Origin of the sequence: Pseudomonas jessenii (assembly GCF_002236115.1) — a bacterium.
GTDB lineage: Bacteria > Pseudomonadota > Gammaproteobacteria > Pseudomonadales > Pseudomonadaceae > Aquipseudomonas > Aquipseudomonas jessenii.
The window spans coordinates 247,761-265,721 of sequence record NZ_NIWT01000007.1 but is presented as its reverse complement, the minus strand read 5'-3'; the positions used below and the strand labels follow the sequence as shown (position 1 = coordinate 265,721).

At 62.2% G+C, this 17,961-nt stretch carries 18 protein-coding genes; 12 read left to right on the top strand and 6 right to left on the bottom strand.

Translation table 11 applies throughout. The features are described from left to right. Positions 1-60: 60 nt before the first annotated feature. From PSJE_RS24070 to PSJE_RS31375, 6 genes are all read right to left on the bottom strand, one after another. A complete protein-coding gene (locus PSJE_RS24070) occupies positions 61-807 on the bottom strand; it encodes an SDR family NAD(P)-dependent oxidoreductase (protein WP_090456739.1) in 747 nt (248 codons plus the stop codon). Positions 808-1,035: 228 nt separating this feature from the next. Beyond that, complete coding sequence (locus PSJE_RS24065) at positions 1,036-2,118, bottom strand: ferredoxin--NADP reductase (RefSeq protein WP_090456737.1); 1,083 nt, start codon at positions 2,116-2,118, stop codon at positions 1,036-1,038. A 13-nt stretch (positions 2,119-2,131) separates the two neighbouring features. Further along, entirely contained in the window at positions 2,132-2,887 is a 756-nt protein-coding gene (locus PSJE_RS24060; protein ID WP_090456735.1) for a glucose 1-dehydrogenase, read from the bottom strand. After that, positions 2,875-4,554: an FAD-binding protein gene (locus PSJE_RS24055; RefSeq protein ID WP_090456733.1), complete on the bottom strand. Its 1,680-nt coding sequence runs from the start codon at positions 4,552-4,554 to the stop codon at positions 2,875-2,877. Before PSJE_RS24055 ends, PSJE_RS24060 begins: the two co-directional genes overlap by 13 nt. Positions 4,555-4,563: 9 nt before the next feature. Further along, positions 4,564-5,079: a flavin reductase family protein gene (locus PSJE_RS24050; RefSeq protein ID WP_057714069.1), complete on the bottom strand. Its 516-nt coding sequence runs from the start codon at positions 5,077-5,079 to the stop codon at positions 4,564-4,566. Between the two features lie 425 nt (positions 5,080-5,504). Then, positions 5,505-5,837 (bottom strand): hypothetical protein, encoded by a 333-nt coding sequence (locus PSJE_RS31375; protein WP_159439190.1) that lies wholly within the window; start codon positions 5,835-5,837, stop codon positions 5,505-5,507. A gap of 624 nt (positions 5,838-6,461) precedes the next feature. Between PSJE_RS31375 and PSJE_RS24040 the strand changes: the two genes are divergently transcribed. The 12 genes from PSJE_RS24040 (at position 6,462) to PSJE_RS23985 (ending at position 17,961) form a co-directional block, all read left to right on the top strand. Beyond that, positions 6,462-7,646: an acyl-CoA dehydrogenase family protein gene (locus PSJE_RS24040; protein WP_057714070.1), complete on the top strand. Its 1,185-nt coding sequence runs from the start codon at positions 6,462-6,464 to the stop codon at positions 7,644-7,646. 138 nt (positions 7,647-7,784) lie between these two features. Further along, entirely contained in the window at positions 7,785-8,906 is a 1,122-nt protein-coding gene (locus tag PSJE_RS24035; protein ID WP_090456732.1) for an LLM class flavin-dependent oxidoreductase, read from the top strand. Between the two features lie 697 nt (positions 8,907-9,603). Next, a complete protein-coding gene (locus PSJE_RS24025) occupies positions 9,604-9,963 on the top strand; it encodes a DUF6124 family protein (protein ID WP_090456730.1) in 360 nt (119 codons plus the stop codon). Between the two features lie 96 nt (positions 9,964-10,059). Then, a complete protein-coding gene (locus PSJE_RS31745) occupies positions 10,060-10,365 on the top strand; it encodes an IS3 family transposase (RefSeq protein ID WP_008047186.1) in 306 nt (101 codons plus the stop codon). After that, entirely contained in the window at positions 10,362-11,198 is an 837-nt protein-coding gene (locus PSJE_RS24020; protein WP_235863926.1) for an IS3 family transposase, read from the top strand. Before PSJE_RS31745 ends, PSJE_RS24020 begins: the two co-directional genes overlap by 4 nt. A gap of 264 nt (positions 11,199-11,462) precedes the next feature. Further along, positions 11,463-12,359, top strand: coding sequence for a VOC family protein (locus tag PSJE_RS24015; protein WP_090456728.1), 897 nt, complete (start codon positions 11,463-11,465; stop codon positions 12,357-12,359). Positions 12,360-12,370: 11 nt separating this feature from the next. After that, positions 12,371-13,252, top strand: coding sequence for a CoA transferase subunit A (locus PSJE_RS24010; RefSeq protein WP_057714073.1), 882 nt, complete (start codon positions 12,371-12,373; stop codon positions 13,250-13,252). Between the two features lie 12 nt (positions 13,253-13,264). Next, positions 13,265-14,053 (top strand): CoA-transferase subunit beta, encoded by a 789-nt coding sequence (locus PSJE_RS24005; RefSeq protein WP_090456726.1) that lies wholly within the window; start codon positions 13,265-13,267, stop codon positions 14,051-14,053. Positions 14,054-14,076: 23 nt separating this feature from the next. Then, positions 14,077-14,949, top strand: a complete 873-nt coding sequence (locus PSJE_RS24000; protein WP_090456725.1) for an enoyl-CoA hydratase — start codon at positions 14,077-14,079, stop codon at positions 14,947-14,949. A gap of 2 nt (positions 14,950-14,951) precedes the next feature. Continuing rightward, positions 14,952-16,019 carry an NAD(P)H-dependent flavin oxidoreductase gene (locus PSJE_RS23995; RefSeq protein WP_090456723.1) on the top strand — a complete coding sequence of 356 codons (1,068 nt, stop codon included), beginning with the start codon at positions 14,952-14,954 and terminating at the stop codon, positions 16,017-16,019. 9 nt (positions 16,020-16,028) lie between these two features. Beyond that, the gene (locus PSJE_RS23990; RefSeq protein ID WP_090456721.1) at positions 16,029-16,784 is read left to right on the top strand and encodes an enoyl-CoA hydratase family protein; all 756 of its coding nucleotides are present in this window, start codon (positions 16,029-16,031) and stop codon (positions 16,782-16,784) included. A gap of 10 nt (positions 16,785-16,794) precedes the next feature. Beyond that, complete coding sequence (locus PSJE_RS23985) at positions 16,795-17,961, top strand: acyl-CoA dehydrogenase family protein (RefSeq protein WP_057714078.1); 1,167 nt, start codon at positions 16,795-16,797, stop codon at positions 17,959-17,961.

Sequence of the window (17,961 nt, the reverse complement as noted above, 5' to 3'; positions counted from 1 at the left end):
GTTAGAAGACAAGTACGAAAAAGGGAGTAGGCCGGGCAGGGCGCCCGGCCGGATTGCGAATTACTGGGCGGGCGGGGCGAAACGGCGACCGGCGGAGAAACCACCGTCCACGGCGATCATCTGGCCGCTGACAAAGGATGCTTCGTCGGACGCCAGGAACAGCGCAACGTTGGCCACTTCTTCCGGTTGTCCGGAGCGGCTGAGCATGTGCTGCGAGGCGAAGAAGGCGTGGAAGGCGTCATTGTCACGGACCATGCTGGTCATCGGCGTTTCGATCAGGCCGGGGCACAGACCGTTGACGCGAATGTTGGCGTAGCCGTAGTCGATGGCCATCGAGCGGGTCAGCTGGTTGATGCCGCCCTTGGACACGTTATAGGCCACGTTGCCGTCGCAGCCTTGCAGGCCGAAGATCGAACCGACGTTGATGATCGAGCCATTGCGTTGTTCAACCATCGACGCCAGTGCGTATTTGCTGGTGAGCATGCTGCCGGTCAGGTTGATGTCCATCACCCGTTGCCAGTTGGCGGTGGTGGTCTGGGTCACGCTGCCCTGGTCGGCGACGCCGGCGGCGTTGACCAGTACGTCGATGCGCCCGAAGCGGCTGATGACTTCTTGCATGACCTGCTGCACCTGCGCTTCGTCGCGCACGTCCAGGGTCATGAACAGGCCGGGAAAGTCTGCCGGTGCGCTGCCGATGTCCAGCCCAATCACTTGCGCGCCTTCGGCCGAGAAACGGCGCACGCAGGCCAGACCGATACCCGAAGCGCCGCCGGTGACCACCGCGACCTTATTCTGCAAACGAGCCATAACTGCACCTCTTTATTGTTGTGGGCTAATGCTGTGGTCGAGTCTAACCGCAGACCCGGCCTGGGTGATCGTCCATTGGGACTAAGGCGACAGAGCGCCTTTGATCATGCCTTCCTGTAGGAGCGAGCATGCTCGCGAAAAATGCCCTGACAACGCGGGTATTCAGATACCCTGCTTTATCGTTGACGACCATCGCGAGCATGCTCGCTCCTACAGGGGGGGAGGGTCTCAGTCGGGGAATTTAAGGCGTACCCGGGCACCGGTCGGTCGGCTCTGGCAGGCCAGTGTCCAGCCGTCGGCGAGTTCCTTCGGGGTCAAGACGTCGTTGCGCGCCAACTGGACTTCACCTTCTCTGACCACGCACATGCAGGCCCCGCAAAAACCTTCTTCACAGGACGACGGCACGTCCAGACCGGCGGCCTTGCAACTTTGCAGCAGGGTGTCGCCGGGTTTGCAGGCAATTTCGTGTTGCTGACCATCGAGCTCGACGATCAGCGCTTCGCATTGTGAATCCATGGCCGCCGCTCGTGCCACGGCCTCTTCGGCCAGCAGTTCATCGGGGTCCGGCGGCGAGACGAAGCGTTCGACATGGATCCGCTCGGCCGCTTCGCCCACTGCCAGCAGCGTGCGCTCCACGGTGTCCATGAACGGTCCCGGCCCACAGATGAAGTAGTCGCCGCCGGCTGATCCGCGCAGCAGATGACGGACCTGATGGTCCGTCAAAAAACCCTGCACCGAATCGAGGACGTGCACCACGTGCAGTTGATCAGGATGCGCCTTGATCAACTGGCACAGCTCGTCCTTGAAAATCACCGACGCCTCATCGCGGTTGGCGTAGATCAACTTGATCGGTCGCCGACTGCTGTGCAGCACCGATTTGAGAATGGAGAACACCGGGGTGATGCCCGAGCCGCCCCCGAACAAGACCAGGGGCTTTTCGGTGTCCGCCTGCGGGTCCAGGCAGAAATGCCCGGCCGGTGGCAGCACTTCCAGCCAGTCGCCGACCTGCACTTCGTTCATCCAGTTCGACACCCGACCACCGTCGACCCGTTTCACCGTGACCTTGGGCAGCGCGTCCGCGAGGGGCGAGCTGGCCATGGAGTAGCAGCGGGTCAACAGTTTGCCGGCCAAGGGCACGCGAAAACTCAGGAACTGGCCCGGTTTGTAGCGAAAGCGCTCACGCAGGGCTGGCGGTACGTCCAGCACCAGCGAGCGCGCATCCAGGGTCTCGTCTATCACCGCGCACACTTGCAATGAGACGCTTGCCGTCGTGTGCTCGGCCGGGGTCAGGTTCTGTTGTCGCGTGCCCATGTTCACCTCGACCTCAGAGACTGCTGATCAGTTGGGCGTTGTCGACGCGAATCTCGGCACCGTTGACGAATCGCGACTCGTCGGTGGCCAGGAACAGCACCACGTTGGCAATGTCCCGTGGCGCGGCCATGCGGTTCATCGGGTCCTGGTCCAGCGCTTCCTGCGGGATCGGCTGACCACCGGCCAGGGCCTGGGTCATCGGCGTGTTCACGCCATCGGGGTGCACGCTGTTGCAGCGGATGCGGTAACCCTGCTGTTTGCAGTGCAGGGCAATCGAACGGGTCATCGCCGCCACCGCGCCTTTGGACGCCGAATAAGCGCAGAACATCGGCATCGCGCCCAACGCGGCCACCGACGACATGTTGATGATCGACCCGCCGCCGGTTTCCTTCATCGCCTGGATCGCGTACTTGCAGCCGAGGAAGTAGCCTTCGCCGTTGATCTTCTGCACCTTCTGCCACAGCTCCAGCGTGGTGTCTTCAATGCTGCCCAGGGCCAGGATCGCGGCGTTGTTGACCAGTACGTCGAGACGGCCGAAGTGTTCGACGGTGGTCTTGATCACCTGTTGCCAATCGCTTTCGCTGGCGATGTCGTGGCGGATGAACAGCGCGTTGGCGCCGATTTCTGCAGCCACCTGGCGACCGGCCTCTTCGTTGAGGTCGGTCAGTACTACTTTGGCGCCTTCGCGGGCCAGCAGCAGGGCGTCTTCGCGACCGATGCCGCTGGCGGCGCCGGTGATGATGCAGACTTTGCCTTCTACACGTTGCATTGTTGTTCTCCTGATCGTGCGGTTTGAAGTGCGAATTGGTCGGCCACGTGGGCGGCAGCCCGGCGACCGGAGTAAATGCAGTCGGCCAGGGACAGGCCGGAGACATACAGGTTGGAAGCGACCCCGACCGCATTGCGGCCGGCGCTGTAGAGACCGTTTATTGGCTGGCCGGCGTGGTCCAGAACCCGACCGCTGTCCTCGCAGACCTTCAGCCCGCCCAGGGTGATGACCGGGCAGGGGAAGAGTTTGCTGTCGAAGGACAGGTCGAGGGCGTACCAAGGGCCTTGGTCGAGGTTGGCAAGCATCGCGGCGGATTTGCCGAACTCGTCGGCGACCTCACCGCGTGCCGCGCGGGAATAGCGTTCGACACTCTGGCGCAGCAGTTCCGGCGGCAGATTGCAGCGTTTGGCCAACCCGGCCAGGCTGCTACTGCGTTTGGCGTTGAACAACAGATTGAGCAGCACCGGCAGGCGCTGGAAATTCCACACCTTGCCCGGGCCCACCTGACGCAACGCTTCGCGCATCAGCTCACGGTTGAGCACCAGGATGGCGCGACCGTCTTGTTCTTCGACCATGGCGTGGCCGAGGGTCGCACCGTAGATTTCTTCGTTGGCGTAACGCTGTCCGCGGGCATTGACGATCAGCCCGCGGGCCCAGGCCAGTGGCGGATTGATGAAACGCCACGCGCTGATCTTGTCCATCCGCGCCACGCTGCCACCGGCGCTCTGGCCCAGGGCGATGCCGCTGCCATTGCAGCCGGTGGCGCCCAGGGGCAACCCGGCCAGGTACTGCGGCGCGTGTTGGCGCACCAGGTCGCGATTGAAGATAAAACCGCCGCTGCTCAATAGCACCGCCTGTTCGGCGCGAATCAATTGCCGAATGGCGCTGGTCTGCTCGATGCGACGCTGACGGGCGCGCAAGCGGTCAGCCAATGCGGGAGCGTACATATGAATGGCGGCGGCCCAGCGCGACAGCCGCGCATGTTGTCGGGCTGCGCGACTGCCGGAAGGCAACTGCCAGGCTTCGACGCCGATGACCTTGTCGTCGAGGTCGAGCACCAATCGCCGCACTTCGCACTGGCTGCGCAGGCGTGCACCATGACGCAAGGCGCTGGCCTTGAGCGGGGCGAACAGGCTGGCGCCGGACATGCCCGGACCTTTGGTGCGGTGGCCACGGGGTGCCGGTTTGGCGCTGGCGGCATAGGCCGGCACGGCTTCGTTGCCGGAGTAATAGAGGTAGTACTGGTCACTCGGGTACGAGGTTTTATGCGGCGGCACGCTGGCCTCGAACGCCGCGCCCTGTCGCTCCAGCCAGGCCAGTTGTTCGCGGCTGCCGTCGCAGAAATTGCGCAATGTCTCGTGGCTGACGGCTTCGCCGACTTCCTGACGCAGGTAATTGAACATGGCTTCGCTGGTGTCTTCATAGCCGGCTTGACGCTGATACGGCGTGCCACCACCGGCGTACACCACGCCACCACTGAGCGCCGTGGCGCCGCCGCCTTCGAAGCGATCCAGTGCGAGCACTGACAGGCCGCGAGTGCTGGCTTCGATGGCGGCACAGGCGCCGGCACCGCCAAACCCGACGATCAGCAAGTCGCAACGGTCATCCCATGGCAACTGGTCGGCGCTGTTCACTCGCAACGCCGTCAACCCGTTCAGGCTGTCCATGTTCGGGCCTCAGCCAGCAGCAGCGAGAGAGGGTGCGGGTTTGGCGGTGGTGGTGTAGCTGCCGTCGAGGTAGACCAGCGGGGTGATTTCGGCGGTGGTGTGGATCTGCAGGATGCGCCCGATGAAAACGGTGTGGGTGCCGTAGCTGAAGTGGCCGTCCTGGCGGCAGAGGATCGCCGACTGTGCGTCACCCAGGTAAGGAATGCCGCCGGGGCTGGTCAGCCAGTTGCCGCGGTCGAAGCGCGCCTCGCCCTTGATCGCGCCGCTGCACAGGTTGGCCAGGTCTTGTTGTTCGACGCCGAGGATGTTGACGCAGAAGTCGGCGCCGGTCGCCAGTGCGGCGTGGGGCGAGGCGGTCTTGTTGACGCAGATCAGCAGCGATGGTGGCTCGGTGCTCAGCGAGTCGACGGCCGTGGCGGCCATGGCGAAGCGTTCGGTGCCGTTGCTGGTGCTGATAATGGTGACTGACTTGGCCAGGCGGCGCATGGCCTGGAGCATGTCGGCTTTGAGATTGACGTCGTTCATCGCACTGGGCCTTTTTGTTGGTTGGGGAGTGCGATGGATTCTTGCTCTGGCTCTTGTCTGGAGCATCGTCCGAGGGGACTAGGCCTTGGCGGCCTCTGGGCCGACCAGGCTCTTGGTTGATTGAGTACATATCCGTTTCTGCGGTAACGGCGGCTGGCGGTTTCGCCCTTACGGCGAGTCCCTTTTGTCAAACGACACAAAAGGAACCAAAAAGTCTCGCCCCGAACGTACGGCCCCTCGCCAAGGCTCGGGGTTCCTTCGCTCCGGCATTCATCCGGGGGCATCGCCCTCCGGTTGGCTTCGCTGGCACCTACATGCGATGTGTTCGACTGCGTCGAACGGCGCTGCGCGCCAATCCCCGGATGAACACCTCCACTCAGCCTGCCGAGGGGGCGGGTGGATCAAGATCAAAAGCTGCAGGCGAGCTAACGCTCGGCCTGATGAGTGGTGAGAAGCGACGCGGTGGTGCGGGATGCTCTGCTTTTGCTCTGCTCTTCTGTGGGAGCGAGCTTGCTCGCGATGGCGGCCTGCCAGCCGACCGAAATCTTGCAGATGTACTCGATACCTGTGGGAGCGAGCTTGCTCGCGATAGCGACCTGCCAGCCGACCGAAATTTTGCAGAAGTACTCAGTACCTGTGGGAGCCAGCTTGCTCGCGATGGCGGCCTGCCAGCCGACCGAAATTTTGCAGAAGTACTCAGTACCTGTGGGAGCGAGCTTGCTCGCGATAGCGGCCTGCCAGCCGACGAGGTACCCCACAGACGAACGCATCCAGCAAACAGGCCGGCCGGTAGGCCGCCTCGGGCGCTGCTGCGGTGTACGCCCCCTCGTGAGGCCGAGTGGAGGTTCTGCGCAGTGGGCAACCCGGCATGGATGCCGGGTTAGCCGCCCCCGGCCATGGATGGCCGATGGCGGCGGGCCCACGGAGCAGGACCGGAGCGAGGGCATGCCGAGCCTAAGCGAGGCACCGAACGAAAGGGGCAAGAGCCCTTGGTTACTTGGGGCTTTTCCAAGTGACCCGCCGTAAGGGCGGAACCCTGAGTGGCCGTTACCGCAGCAACGGATATGTACACCCACAAAACACTTATCGCCTGACACAAAGCCATCGCGAGCAAGCTCGCTCCCACAGGGATCTTCAGTGGCCATAGGTCCCGAGTTAAACCGGAGACCCAATGTGAGAGCGAGCCTGCTCGCGATGGCAGCCTGCCAAGCAACACATCCCGTCCAGATACACCGCCAAAGACCAGTTCCCCAATCCCACATGGTCCGTTTGAGGGATGTCCCCTGCGTTGCGCATTGTTTGAATGCCAGTGTAGGGGCGCTACATCCGCCCCGTTGCACGCGCGCCCCGGCGGATGGGGTGAACAAAGGAGAACAATAAAAATGCTCAACCAAGACCTGATTCGCCAGCGTCTGAGCCAACGTGCCCGCGAGTTGGTGCCGATCCTGCGTGAACGTGCCCTGAATGCCGCGCAAGCAGGCCAGTTGCCGGAAGAAACCCTGAAGGATTTCCAGGACGCCGGGTTCTTTCGCATCCTGCAACCGTCCCGTTGGGAAGGCTATGAGCTGGAGCCCAAGGATTTCTTCGACGTACAGATGACCCTTGCCGAAGGCTGCATGTCCTCGGCCTGGGTACTGGGGGTGGTGGCGATCCACAACTGGCAACTGGCGCTGTTCGACGACCGCGCCGCGCAGGATGTCTGGGGCAGGGATTCCAGCGTGCTGATCTCCTCTTCCTATATGCCGGTGGGCAAGGTCGAGCGGGTCGAGGGTGGTTTCAAATTGAGCGGTCGCTGGGGCTTTTCCTCCGGCAGCAAGCATTGCGAGTGGGCGTTCCTCGGTGCGCTGGTGCCGCCGGAAGAGGCGGGCGGGGCGCCGGATTACCGGACGTTCCTGGTGCCGCGCAGCGATTACCAGATTCTCGACAACTGGAACGTCATGGGCCTGGAAGCTACCGGCTCCCACGACATTCTGGTGGAGAACGCCTTCGTTCCCGAGTACCGCACCCATCGCGCCCTCGACGGTTTCATGCAGAACAGTCCGGGCAATGCGGTCAACACCGCGCCGTTGTTCCGCCTGCCATTCGGGCAGATTTTCGTGCGTGCGGTTTCGTCCTCGGCCATCGGTGCCCTGCAAGGCGCGGTGGATCAGTTTGTCGAGCACAACCGCGCCCGGGTCGGGGTCAATGACGGTCGCAAGATGGTCCAGGACCCGGCCGCGCAATCGGCGCTGGCCAACGCCATGGTCTGCGTCGATGAGTGCAAGACCGTGCTGCATCGCAACTTCGCCCTGATGCTGGAGCGCGCGCAGAAGGGTGAGCCGTTGAGCATGCCCGAGCGGGTGAAGATGCGTTACGACTCGGCGCTGGTGGCCGACAAGTGCGCCAAGGCCGCTGGTGACCTGATGTTCAACAGCGGTGCTTCGACGATCTTCCGCAGCCATCCGATCAACCGAGCGTTCCGTGATATTCACACCGGTCGCGCCCACGTCGCCAACAGCCCGGCCAAGTACGCCTGGAACCTCGGCGGGGTCAGCATGGGGCAGGACAGCAGCGACTTTTTCCTCTGACGCTGGCGTACAGCTCTTTTCTATGAATCGGGCTAGTCCGTTTGCGTGATTCGAGCGCCCCGCCGATGCCCGAGCATTGGCGGCAAGGCGAAGGTCTACGGCGCCGACTGCGCATCCAAATAAGCACAAGGATCAACCATGAAATTTTCCCTGATTTACGAAGCCCAGACGGTGGACTCCAGCCGCGAAGGCGACCGCAAGATTTTCGAAGACACCGTCGAGCAGGCCGTGCTGGCCGACAAGCTGGGTTTTGACACCTTCTGGTGCGTGGAACACACGGCGCTGAGCAACTACTCGCACATGTCCGCGCCGGAAACCATGCTGGCTTTCGTGGCCGGTAAAACCGAGCGCATCGGTATCGGCCACGGCGTGGTCTGCCTGCCTCCGGCGATGAACCACCCGGTAAAAGTCGCCGAGCGCATCGCCACCCTCGACCTGCTGTCCAAGGGTCGTGTGCACTTTGGCGTGGGCAAGGGCGGTACCCAGCAGGAAGCCGGCACCTTCGGCTACGATCTGGCGACCTTGCAGCCGCAGATCGACGAGATGATGTACCTGATCCCGAAAATGTTCGTGCAGGACGAGATCGAGCACAACGGCGACTTCGTGCAGATCCCCAAGCGTCCGATCCATCCAAAGCCGTATCAGGACCCGCACCCGCCGATGTACCTGGCGTGCACCAACACCGAGTCGCTGAAAAATGCCGGCGGTCGTGGCATGGGCGCGCTGGTGCTGGGCTTCGGTGGCCCGGAAGAGATCGCCAAGAAGGTTGAGGTGTATCACACGGCCTACGACAACCGCGATGAAAAGAAGCAAGTGGGCTTCCGCCCTAACCGTCACATTGCCGCGCTGTGCCCGGCCATCGTGCTGGACGACAACGCAGAAGCGCGCCGCATCGGTATCCGTGGCCAGCGTTACTTCATGGAGTCGTTGGGCTACTGGTACGGCGGTGGCGAGCGTCCGGATCCGGAGAAGTGGAAGGACGACACCTTCGTCGATGGCAATGGCCAGAGCGTGATCAAGTCGCGCTTCGCCTCTGAAGAAGTCAGTGTCGACTTCTCCGACCCGACCATGGCCATGATGAACCCGAACCATGCTTACGGCACCGTCGAGGATTGCATCGGCTACGTGCAGCGCCTGATCGATGCCGGCGCCGACGAAATCCTGTTCATCTGTCAGATGGGCACCGTGCCGCAGTGGGCGCAGCTGGAGACCTTGAAGAACATTGGCGAGAAGGTGATTCCGCATTTCCGCAAGGGCTGAGTCCTGCCACATAAGGCATGAACACCGCATACCCCTTGTAGGAGCGAGCCTGCTCGCGATAAACCGGAGAACGCCGCGGGGTGCCAGGCTTGCAGCGTTATCGTTGGCGACCATCGCGAGCAGGTTCGCTCCTACAGTTGAACGTATTTCAGGCCTGGCACGGACGTCAGGCCAACTTTCCAACGGGTCCCCAAGGCCCGTTTTTTTATGCCTGCACTAATCTTGATCATCACATGCCCCCCTGTGGGAGCGAGCTTGCTCGCGATGGCGGTCTTGCATTCAACATCGATGTTGAGTGGTATGGCCCCATCGCGAGCAAGCTCGCTCCCACAGGTTTTTGGGTTGTTAAACGAAGCCTGTTTAACGGCTGTCAGTGTTACTTGATGAAAGCTACACCGCCTTGCGTCATTGCCTACAGGTACGCCAGAATCCGCCGGCTTGTGCGCCTTGGACCCCCTCGGTAACTTGATTCGCGTCACTGCTCATCAGTGATCGGGTTTAGTCGCCCGTGGTCAATCGAAGCGCATCTGCATCCAGACAGTCAGGTCATTTCATACCTGCACTTTATGGTAGCTGTGCGCAGGGCGCCTTTGGGCGCGCCGGTTTCGATTCTCCCCGGTCGACTAACCTGCGTACAGCTGCCACCTCTCGTTTAGTCGCAAGTCGGTGACGGCTCCAAAATATTGGAGAGTCGTGAATGTTCAAGGTAACGCCAAACCCGCCGGACACCGATCCGGCATCCCCATACGAACCCGATTCAAAAAAACTCAACGAGGCCGCCGAACGTGCCCTCGCTTACCACTTCCCCTCGACCGCTGACATCAAAGCCACCCCTCGAACAATCAGCACGCTGTTTACCGTCGACCCTGACGCTACGACCGAAACCCTGGTGGTCTATCTCGTCGAGACGTTGGCCTCGGTGGATGTGATGGTGCATCAACTGGTGGATCATCTGGAGGGCGGTGACCGTAATGCACTGCTGGGTATTTCCAATAGCGTAATGCTCGCCGAAATCACCGCGAATCGCGTGCTCGATCAAATCGAACCAGCTGCATAAACCCGCAACCCCCCCCCTGTGGGAGCGAGCTTGAACTGGCCTAATAATTCCGGACACCTCTTAAGGGCGATATGATTTCGCCAACTTGGAGGTTCCATGAACGAAAGAAAGGTCTATACCCGCGAGTTCAAGCTGCATGCTGCCAGCATGGTGCTTGATGATAACTGCCCGGTTCCAGACGTTTGTGCATCGCTGGATATCGGGCCCACCGCTTTACGGCGTTGGGTCGATCAGGTTCGCAAGGAGCGCGAGGGGCAGCCAGTCAAAGGCACCAAGGCGATTACCGAAGATCAGCGCCAGATCCAGGAACTAAAGGCCAAGATCAAGCGCATGGAAATGGAAGCCGAGATCTTAAAAAAGGCTACCGCTCTCTTGATGTCGGATCCCGATCGTTTTCGATGATTGCGGAACTAAGAGAGTCGTTCCCGACAGCTGTCGTGTGTCGTGTTTTCGATGTGAAGCGCAGCAGCTTTTACGAGTGGCTTCAGCGGCGAGCCCAACCGCGGATCAGGCGCGAAGAGCTCAAGCTCAAAGTGGTTGAACTGCACAGCGAAAGCCGCGAAGCCATGGGCTCCAGAATGATCAGCAAGGGCCTGAAGTCCCAAAACATTGCAGTTGGAAGAGGCCTTGTCCGAGCGCTGATGAGGGAGGCCAACATTGTCAGTAAACAACGCCAGCCTCACCCATTCAGATCCAAAGGAGTGGAAGCGTTTGTCGCGCCCAATCGGCTCAAGCGCAACTTCAAACCGGCTGCAGTCGATCAGGTCTGGTGTGGCGACGTGACCAGCTTGATGGTGGGCGAGCGCTGGGTTCATCTGGCCATCGTCATCGATTTGTTTGCTCGCCGGGTCATCGGTTGGGCATTTTCGCTGGTCAATGACGCCAACTTGGTCAGCAAGGCGCTACGCATGGCGGCAGAGGTTCGAACGTGCCCTGCGGGGCTGATGTTTCACTCGGATCAGGGTTGTCAGTACACCAGCCGCAAGTTTCAAGAAGAACTGAAGCGTCGTGACATATTGCAAAGCATGAGCCATCGCGGGCAGTGCTGGGACAACGCTCCAACAGAGCGATTTTTCGGCACGCTGAAATCAGAATGGGTGCCTCGTAGTGGCTACAGCAAGATCGAGGAAGCCAAAACCGATATGGTGCGCTTCTTCATGTACTACAACCGCACCAGGCTCCACAGCTACAACAACTATCTGTCGCCAATAGCCATGGAGCAAAAAGCGGCATAAACACCGTAACCGGTGTCCGGGATTACTTGACCAGTTCAGCTTGCTCGCGATGAGGCCCTGTCATCCAGCATCTCTGTTGACTGACACACCGCCATCGCGAGCAAGCTCGCTCCCACAGGTTTTTCAGGTTCCGCGCCATCATTTCCGCTAGTCCCATTGGACGATGTTGCCCCTCCCCGAACCCGTTTGAATAGGCCCTACATAAAGTCTCCCCCGGCAGTCGCCGAAGGGCGGCACCGCCTGAGAAAAACGAGGAGTGCATCCATGGATATCCGTGGTCTGGGTTACGTCACCCTGTTATCCAGCGACCTGGCGCAATGGCGCCACTACGCAAGCCAGGTGCTGGGCATGATGGTCATCGGCTCTGATGACGACGCGCACCTGTACCTGAAGATGGACGAGCGCCACTACCGCATCCTGGTGCAGAAGAACGTCGAGAACGGCTTCGGTGCCTGCGGCTGGGAGGTGGCCGGCAAGGCGGCGCTGGAACAGGCGGTCAGCGAGTTGCAACAGGCCGATGTGCAAGTGACCCGTGGTACCGCGGCCGAGGCCAAGCTGCGCAAGGTCCAGGAGCTGGTGCACTTCAGCGACCCGGATGGCAACCGTCACGAAATCTTCTGGGGCCCGTTGCAGGACTTCGCCCGTTTCGTCTCGCCGGTGGGCGTCAAAGGGTTCGTTACCAACGAACTGGGCATGGGCCACGTAGTGCTGCCGGCACCTGCCTTCGAGCGCTGCCGCGACTTCTACGAGCAGGTGATGGGTTTCGGCCTGTCGGACCTGATGAAAGTCCGCTTCACCCCGGACCCGGCCGAGCCGCAAAAGCGTATTCACTTCCTGCACTGCAACAACGGCCGCCACCACTCGCTGGCGATTTTCGAGTGCCCGATGCCCCACGGCTGCGTGCACATGATGGTCGAGGTCAACGCGTTGGACGAAGTCGGCCGCGCCCTGGACCGCGTCCACGCCAATGGCGTGAAGCTGTCGGCCACCCTCGGCCAGCACACCAACGACCAGATGATTTCTTTCTATATCAAGACCCCGTCCGGGTTTGACCTGGAATACGGCTGCGATGGCCTGGTGGTCGACTGGGACCGCCACACGCCGTTCGAAAGCACCGTGGTCAGCCACTGGGGCCACGACTTCAGTGTCGGTCGCCAATGAGGAACATGACGATGGACAAGCAAATGACCACCGCCGAGATTGTCGGCCAACTGCGTGACGGCATGACCATCGGTATCGGTGGCTGGGGCCCGCGGCGCAAGCCGATGGCGCTGGTGCGAGAGATCCTGCGCTCGGACCTCAAGGACCTGACCGTGGTTGCCTACGGCGGTGCCGATGTCGGCATGCTCTGCGCGGCCGGCAAGATCAAGAAACTGGTGTTCGCCTTCGTTTCCCTGGACTTTATTCCGCTGGAACCGTACTTCCGCAAGGCGCGCCAGGAAGCGGCGCTGGAAGTGATGGAGATCGACGAAGGCATGCTGCTGCTCGGTCTGCGCGCGGCGGCGATGAATGTGCCGTTCATTCCGACGGCGGTGGGCCTGGGCACCGATGTGTTGCGCCACAACCGCCAGATCAAGTTGATCGCCTCGCCCTATGCCGATGGCAAGGACTGGGTGGCGATGCCGGCGCTCAAGCTCGACGCGGCGCTGGTGCACGTCGACCGTGCCGATGCACGCGGCGTGTGCCAGATCAGCGGTCCGGATCACTACATGGACGACCTGTTCGTGCGGGCCGCGACCCACAGCTACGTGACCTGCGATGAGCTGGTCGACAGCGAGTATTTCCATCAGGACAGCGCCCACGCGCATCAGGTGTTCTGGGAACGCAACCTGACCACCGCCGTGGCCCATGTGCCGGGCGGGGCGCATCCGTCTTCGTGCGCGCCGCTGTACGGTTTCGACGTCGCGCACTTCAAGGCCTACAACGCCACGGTCCAGGCGGCCGATGGCTGGCAGGGCTATGTCCGCGACTACGTCGACTGCACCCACGAACAGTATCTGGAAAAGGTCGGCGGCCTGGCTGCGATCCGTGAACTGCCGTTGCCGATTTTCTAAGGGAACCTTCCGATGAGCACTACTGATTACAGCCTCGCCGAACTGATGATCTGCGCGGCCTCCGAAGCCTGGCGCGAAGACGGCGAAGTATTGGCCTCCGGCATCGGCGTGATTCCGCGCCTGGCTGCTTCGCTGGCCATGCTGACCAGCAACCCGCAACTGCTGATGACCGACTCCGAAGCCTACATGGTTGCCGAGCCGGTGCCGTTGGGCGCGCGCAAAGGCTATGAACCCAAGCGCGACAGCTGGATGGGTTTCTCGCGGATTTTCGACAACGTCTGGGGCGGCAAGCGTCATGCGCTGGTCGGCCCAACCCAGATCGACCGTTACGGTCAGGCCAACATTTCCTGCATCGGCGACTACGCCAAACCCAAGGCGCAGATGCTCGGTGTACGCGGTTTCCCCGGCAACTCGATCAGCCACGCCAACTCGTTTTGCGTGCCGAGCCACAACCGCCGGGTATTCGTCGAAGGCGAGGTCGATATGGTCGCCTCGGTCGGCTACAACCCGGCCCGACTGGCACGGGGCTGGTCGATGAACGACATCGACATCCGCCTGATCATCACCGACCTCTGCGTGCTGGATTTCCAGGGCCCGCAACGGCAGATGCGCATCCGTTCGCTGCACCCCGGCGTGACGGCGGCGCAAGTCCAGGACAACACCGGCTTCGAGTTGCATGTGCCGGACGATTGCCTGACCACTGCCGCGCCGACGGCCGAGCAGTTGCAGCTGATCCAGCGTCTGGACCCGCACAACCTGCGCGCCCTGCAACTCAAAGACAACCCGCCAGGCCAACGCTGAGCAACGCGTTGCGGAGAAAAGTGATGGTTGAACATAACGATAACAATCAGGCCGAGGTGGTGCTGTACGAGGTGCGTGGCGCGGTGGCCCTGGTCACCATGAACCGCCCCGAGTTCCACAACGCGCAGAACTCGCAGATGACCTATGCGCTGGACGCGGCGTTTCGCCGGGCCTGCGATGATGATGAAGTGAAGGTCATTGTGTTGCGTGGCGCCGGCAAGCATTTCTCCGCCGGGCATGACATCGGCACCCCGGGCCGCGACGTCGACAAGACCTTCGATCGCGCCAGCCTGTGGTACGACCATGTGAACAAACCGGGCGGCGAGTTTTTGTATGCCCGTGAGCAGGAAGTCTATCTGGGCATGTGCCGCCGTTGGCGCGAGATGCCCAAGCCGACCATCGCCATGGTCCAGGGCGCGTGCATTGCCGGTGGGTTGATGCTGGCCTGGGTCTGCGACCTGATCGTGGCCAGCGAGGATGCTTACTTCGCAGATCCGGTGGTGCGCATGGGCATTCCCGGGGTCGAGTATTTCGCCCACGTGCATGAACTCAATCCGCGCATCGCCAAGGAATTTTTGTTCCTCGGCGAGCGCATGCCGGCACCGCGTGCCTATCAGATGGGCATGCTCAATCGGGTGGTTGCTCGCGACGAGCTGGAACAACAGACCCTCGACATCGCCGGGCGCATCGCACAGATGCCGCGCCTGGGCCTGCAGCTGAGCAAGCAGGCGGTGAACAACGCCGAAGACCTGATGGGCAAGCGCGCGACCATGGACATGGTGTTCGGTCTGCATCACTTTGCTCATGCCCACAACGAACTGGTGTCCGGCGACCGCCTCGGCGGCTACGACGCCAAGGCCATGGCCAGTTCCCAGCGTAAAACGGGCGAGGCGTGAGCATGGCGATCTCGTTGAATACCCGTTTGACACAACTGCTCGGGTGCCGTTATCCGATCATCCAGACCGCCATGGGCTGGGTCGCCGACCCGAAACTGGTGGCGGCCACGGGCAATGCTGGTGGTTTCGGTTTCCTGGCCGGGGCGACCATCGAACCGCAGCAGATGGAAGCGGCGATTATCGAAACCCGGCGCCTGACCGATCAGCCGTTCGGGGTGAATTTCCACATGTACCAGGCCAATGCCGGCGAGATCGTCGAGTTGGTGTTGCGCCACAAAGTCCGGGCGGTCAGCTACAGCCGTTCGCCGGGCAAGCAAATGATCAGTCGCCTGAAGGACGCCGGCGTGGTGTGCATTCCCACGGTGGGCGCGCTCAAGCATGCGCAGAAAGCCGTGGAAATGGGCGCCGATGCGGTGACCGTACAGGGCGGCGAGGGCGGTGGGCATACCGGCTCCGTGCCGACCTCGATGCTGCTGGATCAAGTGGTCAATGCGGTGTCGGTGCCCGTGGTGGCGGCCGGCGGTTTCAAGGACGGCAGGGGCCTGGTTTCTGCCCTGGCCTACGGCGCCGAAGGCATCGCCATGGGTACGCGCTTCCTGATGTGCGCCGACAGCCCGGTGCCCCAGGCGACGCTTGCCCGTTACCTGGCGGTCAAGGACCCGGCGGCGATCATCATCAGCCGCGCCATCGACGGCATGCCGCAACGGATGATCCGCAACGAATTGCTCAACCAGCTGGAAAACAGCGGCGGCCTCAAGCGCCTGTTGCTGGCATTGCAGAGTGGCCTGGCCTACCGCCGCCACACCGGCATGAGCCTGACTCAGTTGCTCGGCAGTGCCTTGAAGATGCGCGGCGCCGGGGAGCTGACCGCCGCGCAAAGCATCATGGCCGCCAACGCGCCGATGGTGATCCAGAAAGCCATGGTCGACGGGCAACCGGCCGCGGGCGTCTTGCCCGCCGGGCAAATCGCCGCCTCCATCGACAGCTTGCCCAGCTGCGCCCAATTGATTGAACAGATCGTCCGCGACGCCGAAGTGCGCCTGGGCGAGCTGTGCCGCCGTGTGTCGTAAGGGGAAAGCATGAAACCATTTAGCGTGAGTATCGATAACGGCATCGCGGAACTGGTGTTCGACCGGCCACCGGTCAACGCCTTCAACTGCCAGGGCTGGGCCGATATCGCCAGCGAAATCGAAAGCCTGGGGCGCAATGCCGAGGTGCGGGTGATCCTGATCCGGGCCGAAGGTCGCGGCTTCTGCGCCGGGGTCGATATCAAGGAACTGGCCGCCGACGGCAACCTGATCGTCGCAGTGAACAAGGGCAACTACGACAGCTTCAAGGCGATCCACCGCAATCCGAAACCGGTGATCGTCGCCGTGCACGGTTTCGTGCTCGGTGGCGGCATCGGTATCTGCGGCGCCGCCGACATCATCGTCGCGTCCGAGTGCGCCACCTTCGGCGTGCCGGAAGTGGATCGCGGGGCCATGGGCGGCGGTGCGCATTTGCAGCGGTTGTTCCCGGTGCAGAAAGTCCGCCACATGTACTTCACCGGCGAGGCCATCGACGCCGCCGAAGCTTACCGCCTGGGCGCGGTGGAGCGGGTGGTCAAGCGCGAAGACTTGCGCGAAGCCGCGTTGCAGATCGCCCGCACCATCGCCGCCAAGAGCCCGGGCATGATCAGCCTGGCCAAGGAAGCGCTGAGCGGCATCGAAGACGGCAATCTGGAAGACAAATACCGCTGGGAGCAGGGCTTCACCCTCGAAGCCTACCGCTCACTGGACTCTCAGGAAGCACGCGACTCGTTCGTCGAGAAACGCGATGCCCGATTCAACGGCTGAAGGCATATCCATGGACCTGACCTATACCCCGGCCCAGCAGGCCTTTCGCTTTGATGCGCGGACCTGGCTGGCGGCCAATGTACCGAGTGAACCGCTGCAATCGTTCGACACCGAGCAAGGTTTTGCCGAGCACCGCGCTTGGGAAGCCAAGCTCAATGAAGGCCGTTGGGGCATGGTCACCTGGCCGACCGAACTCGGCGGCCGTGGTTGCGACCTGATCGAGTGGCTGATTTTCGAAGAGGAATATTACCGTTCCGGGGCGCCGGCACGGGTCAACCAGAACGGCATCTTCCTGCTCGGCCCGACCCTGATGGAGTACGGCAGCGAAGAGCAGAAAGCGCGATTCCTGCCGCGCATGGCCACCGGTGAAGACATCTGGGCCCAGGCCTGGTCCGAGCCGGGTGCCGGCTCCGATATGGCGGCGATTCGGTCCAAAGCTGAACGAGTGGGCGACCATTACGTGATCAACGGCCAGAAAACCTGGTCGACCCGCGCGGTGTGGGCTGACTGGGCGTTCGGTATTTTTCGCACCGACCCGCAGTCTCAGCGCCATCACGGCCTGACGTTCATCCTGCTGCCGCTGAACACGCCGGGGATCACCGTGCGACCGATTCCGCAGCTCAATGGCTTGCCGGGTTTCGCCGAGATTTTCTTCGACGACGTCAAGGTGCCGGTGGAGAACGCCCTCGGTGGTGAAGGCATGGGCTGGCACGTGGCGATGTCCACCGCCGGTTTCGAGCGCGGTTTGTTGCTGCGCTCGCCTGCGCGTTTCCAGGAAACCGCCAAGCGCCTGGTGCAGTTGTACCTGGCCAACCGCGAGCAGGCCGACCGCGACCCGGCCATTGGCGAAGCAGTGATGCGCGCCTGGCTCGATGCCGAGGCCTACACCCTGGGCACCTACATGACCGCCTCGCAGCTGGTGCAGGGCGGCAAGATCGGGCCGGAATCGTCGACCAACAAGATCTTCTGGTCCGAACTCGACCAGCGCATGCACGACACCGCCATGAGCATTCTCGGTTTGCGTGGCGAACTGCTGCCCCAAGCTCCGGCCGCCGGTGACGTCGGCCATTGGCTGGAAGGTTTCCTGTTTGCCCAGGCCGGGCCGATCTACGCCGGCACCAACGAGATCCAGCGCAACATCATTGCCGAACGCATGCTCGGCATGCCGCGTGCCTGA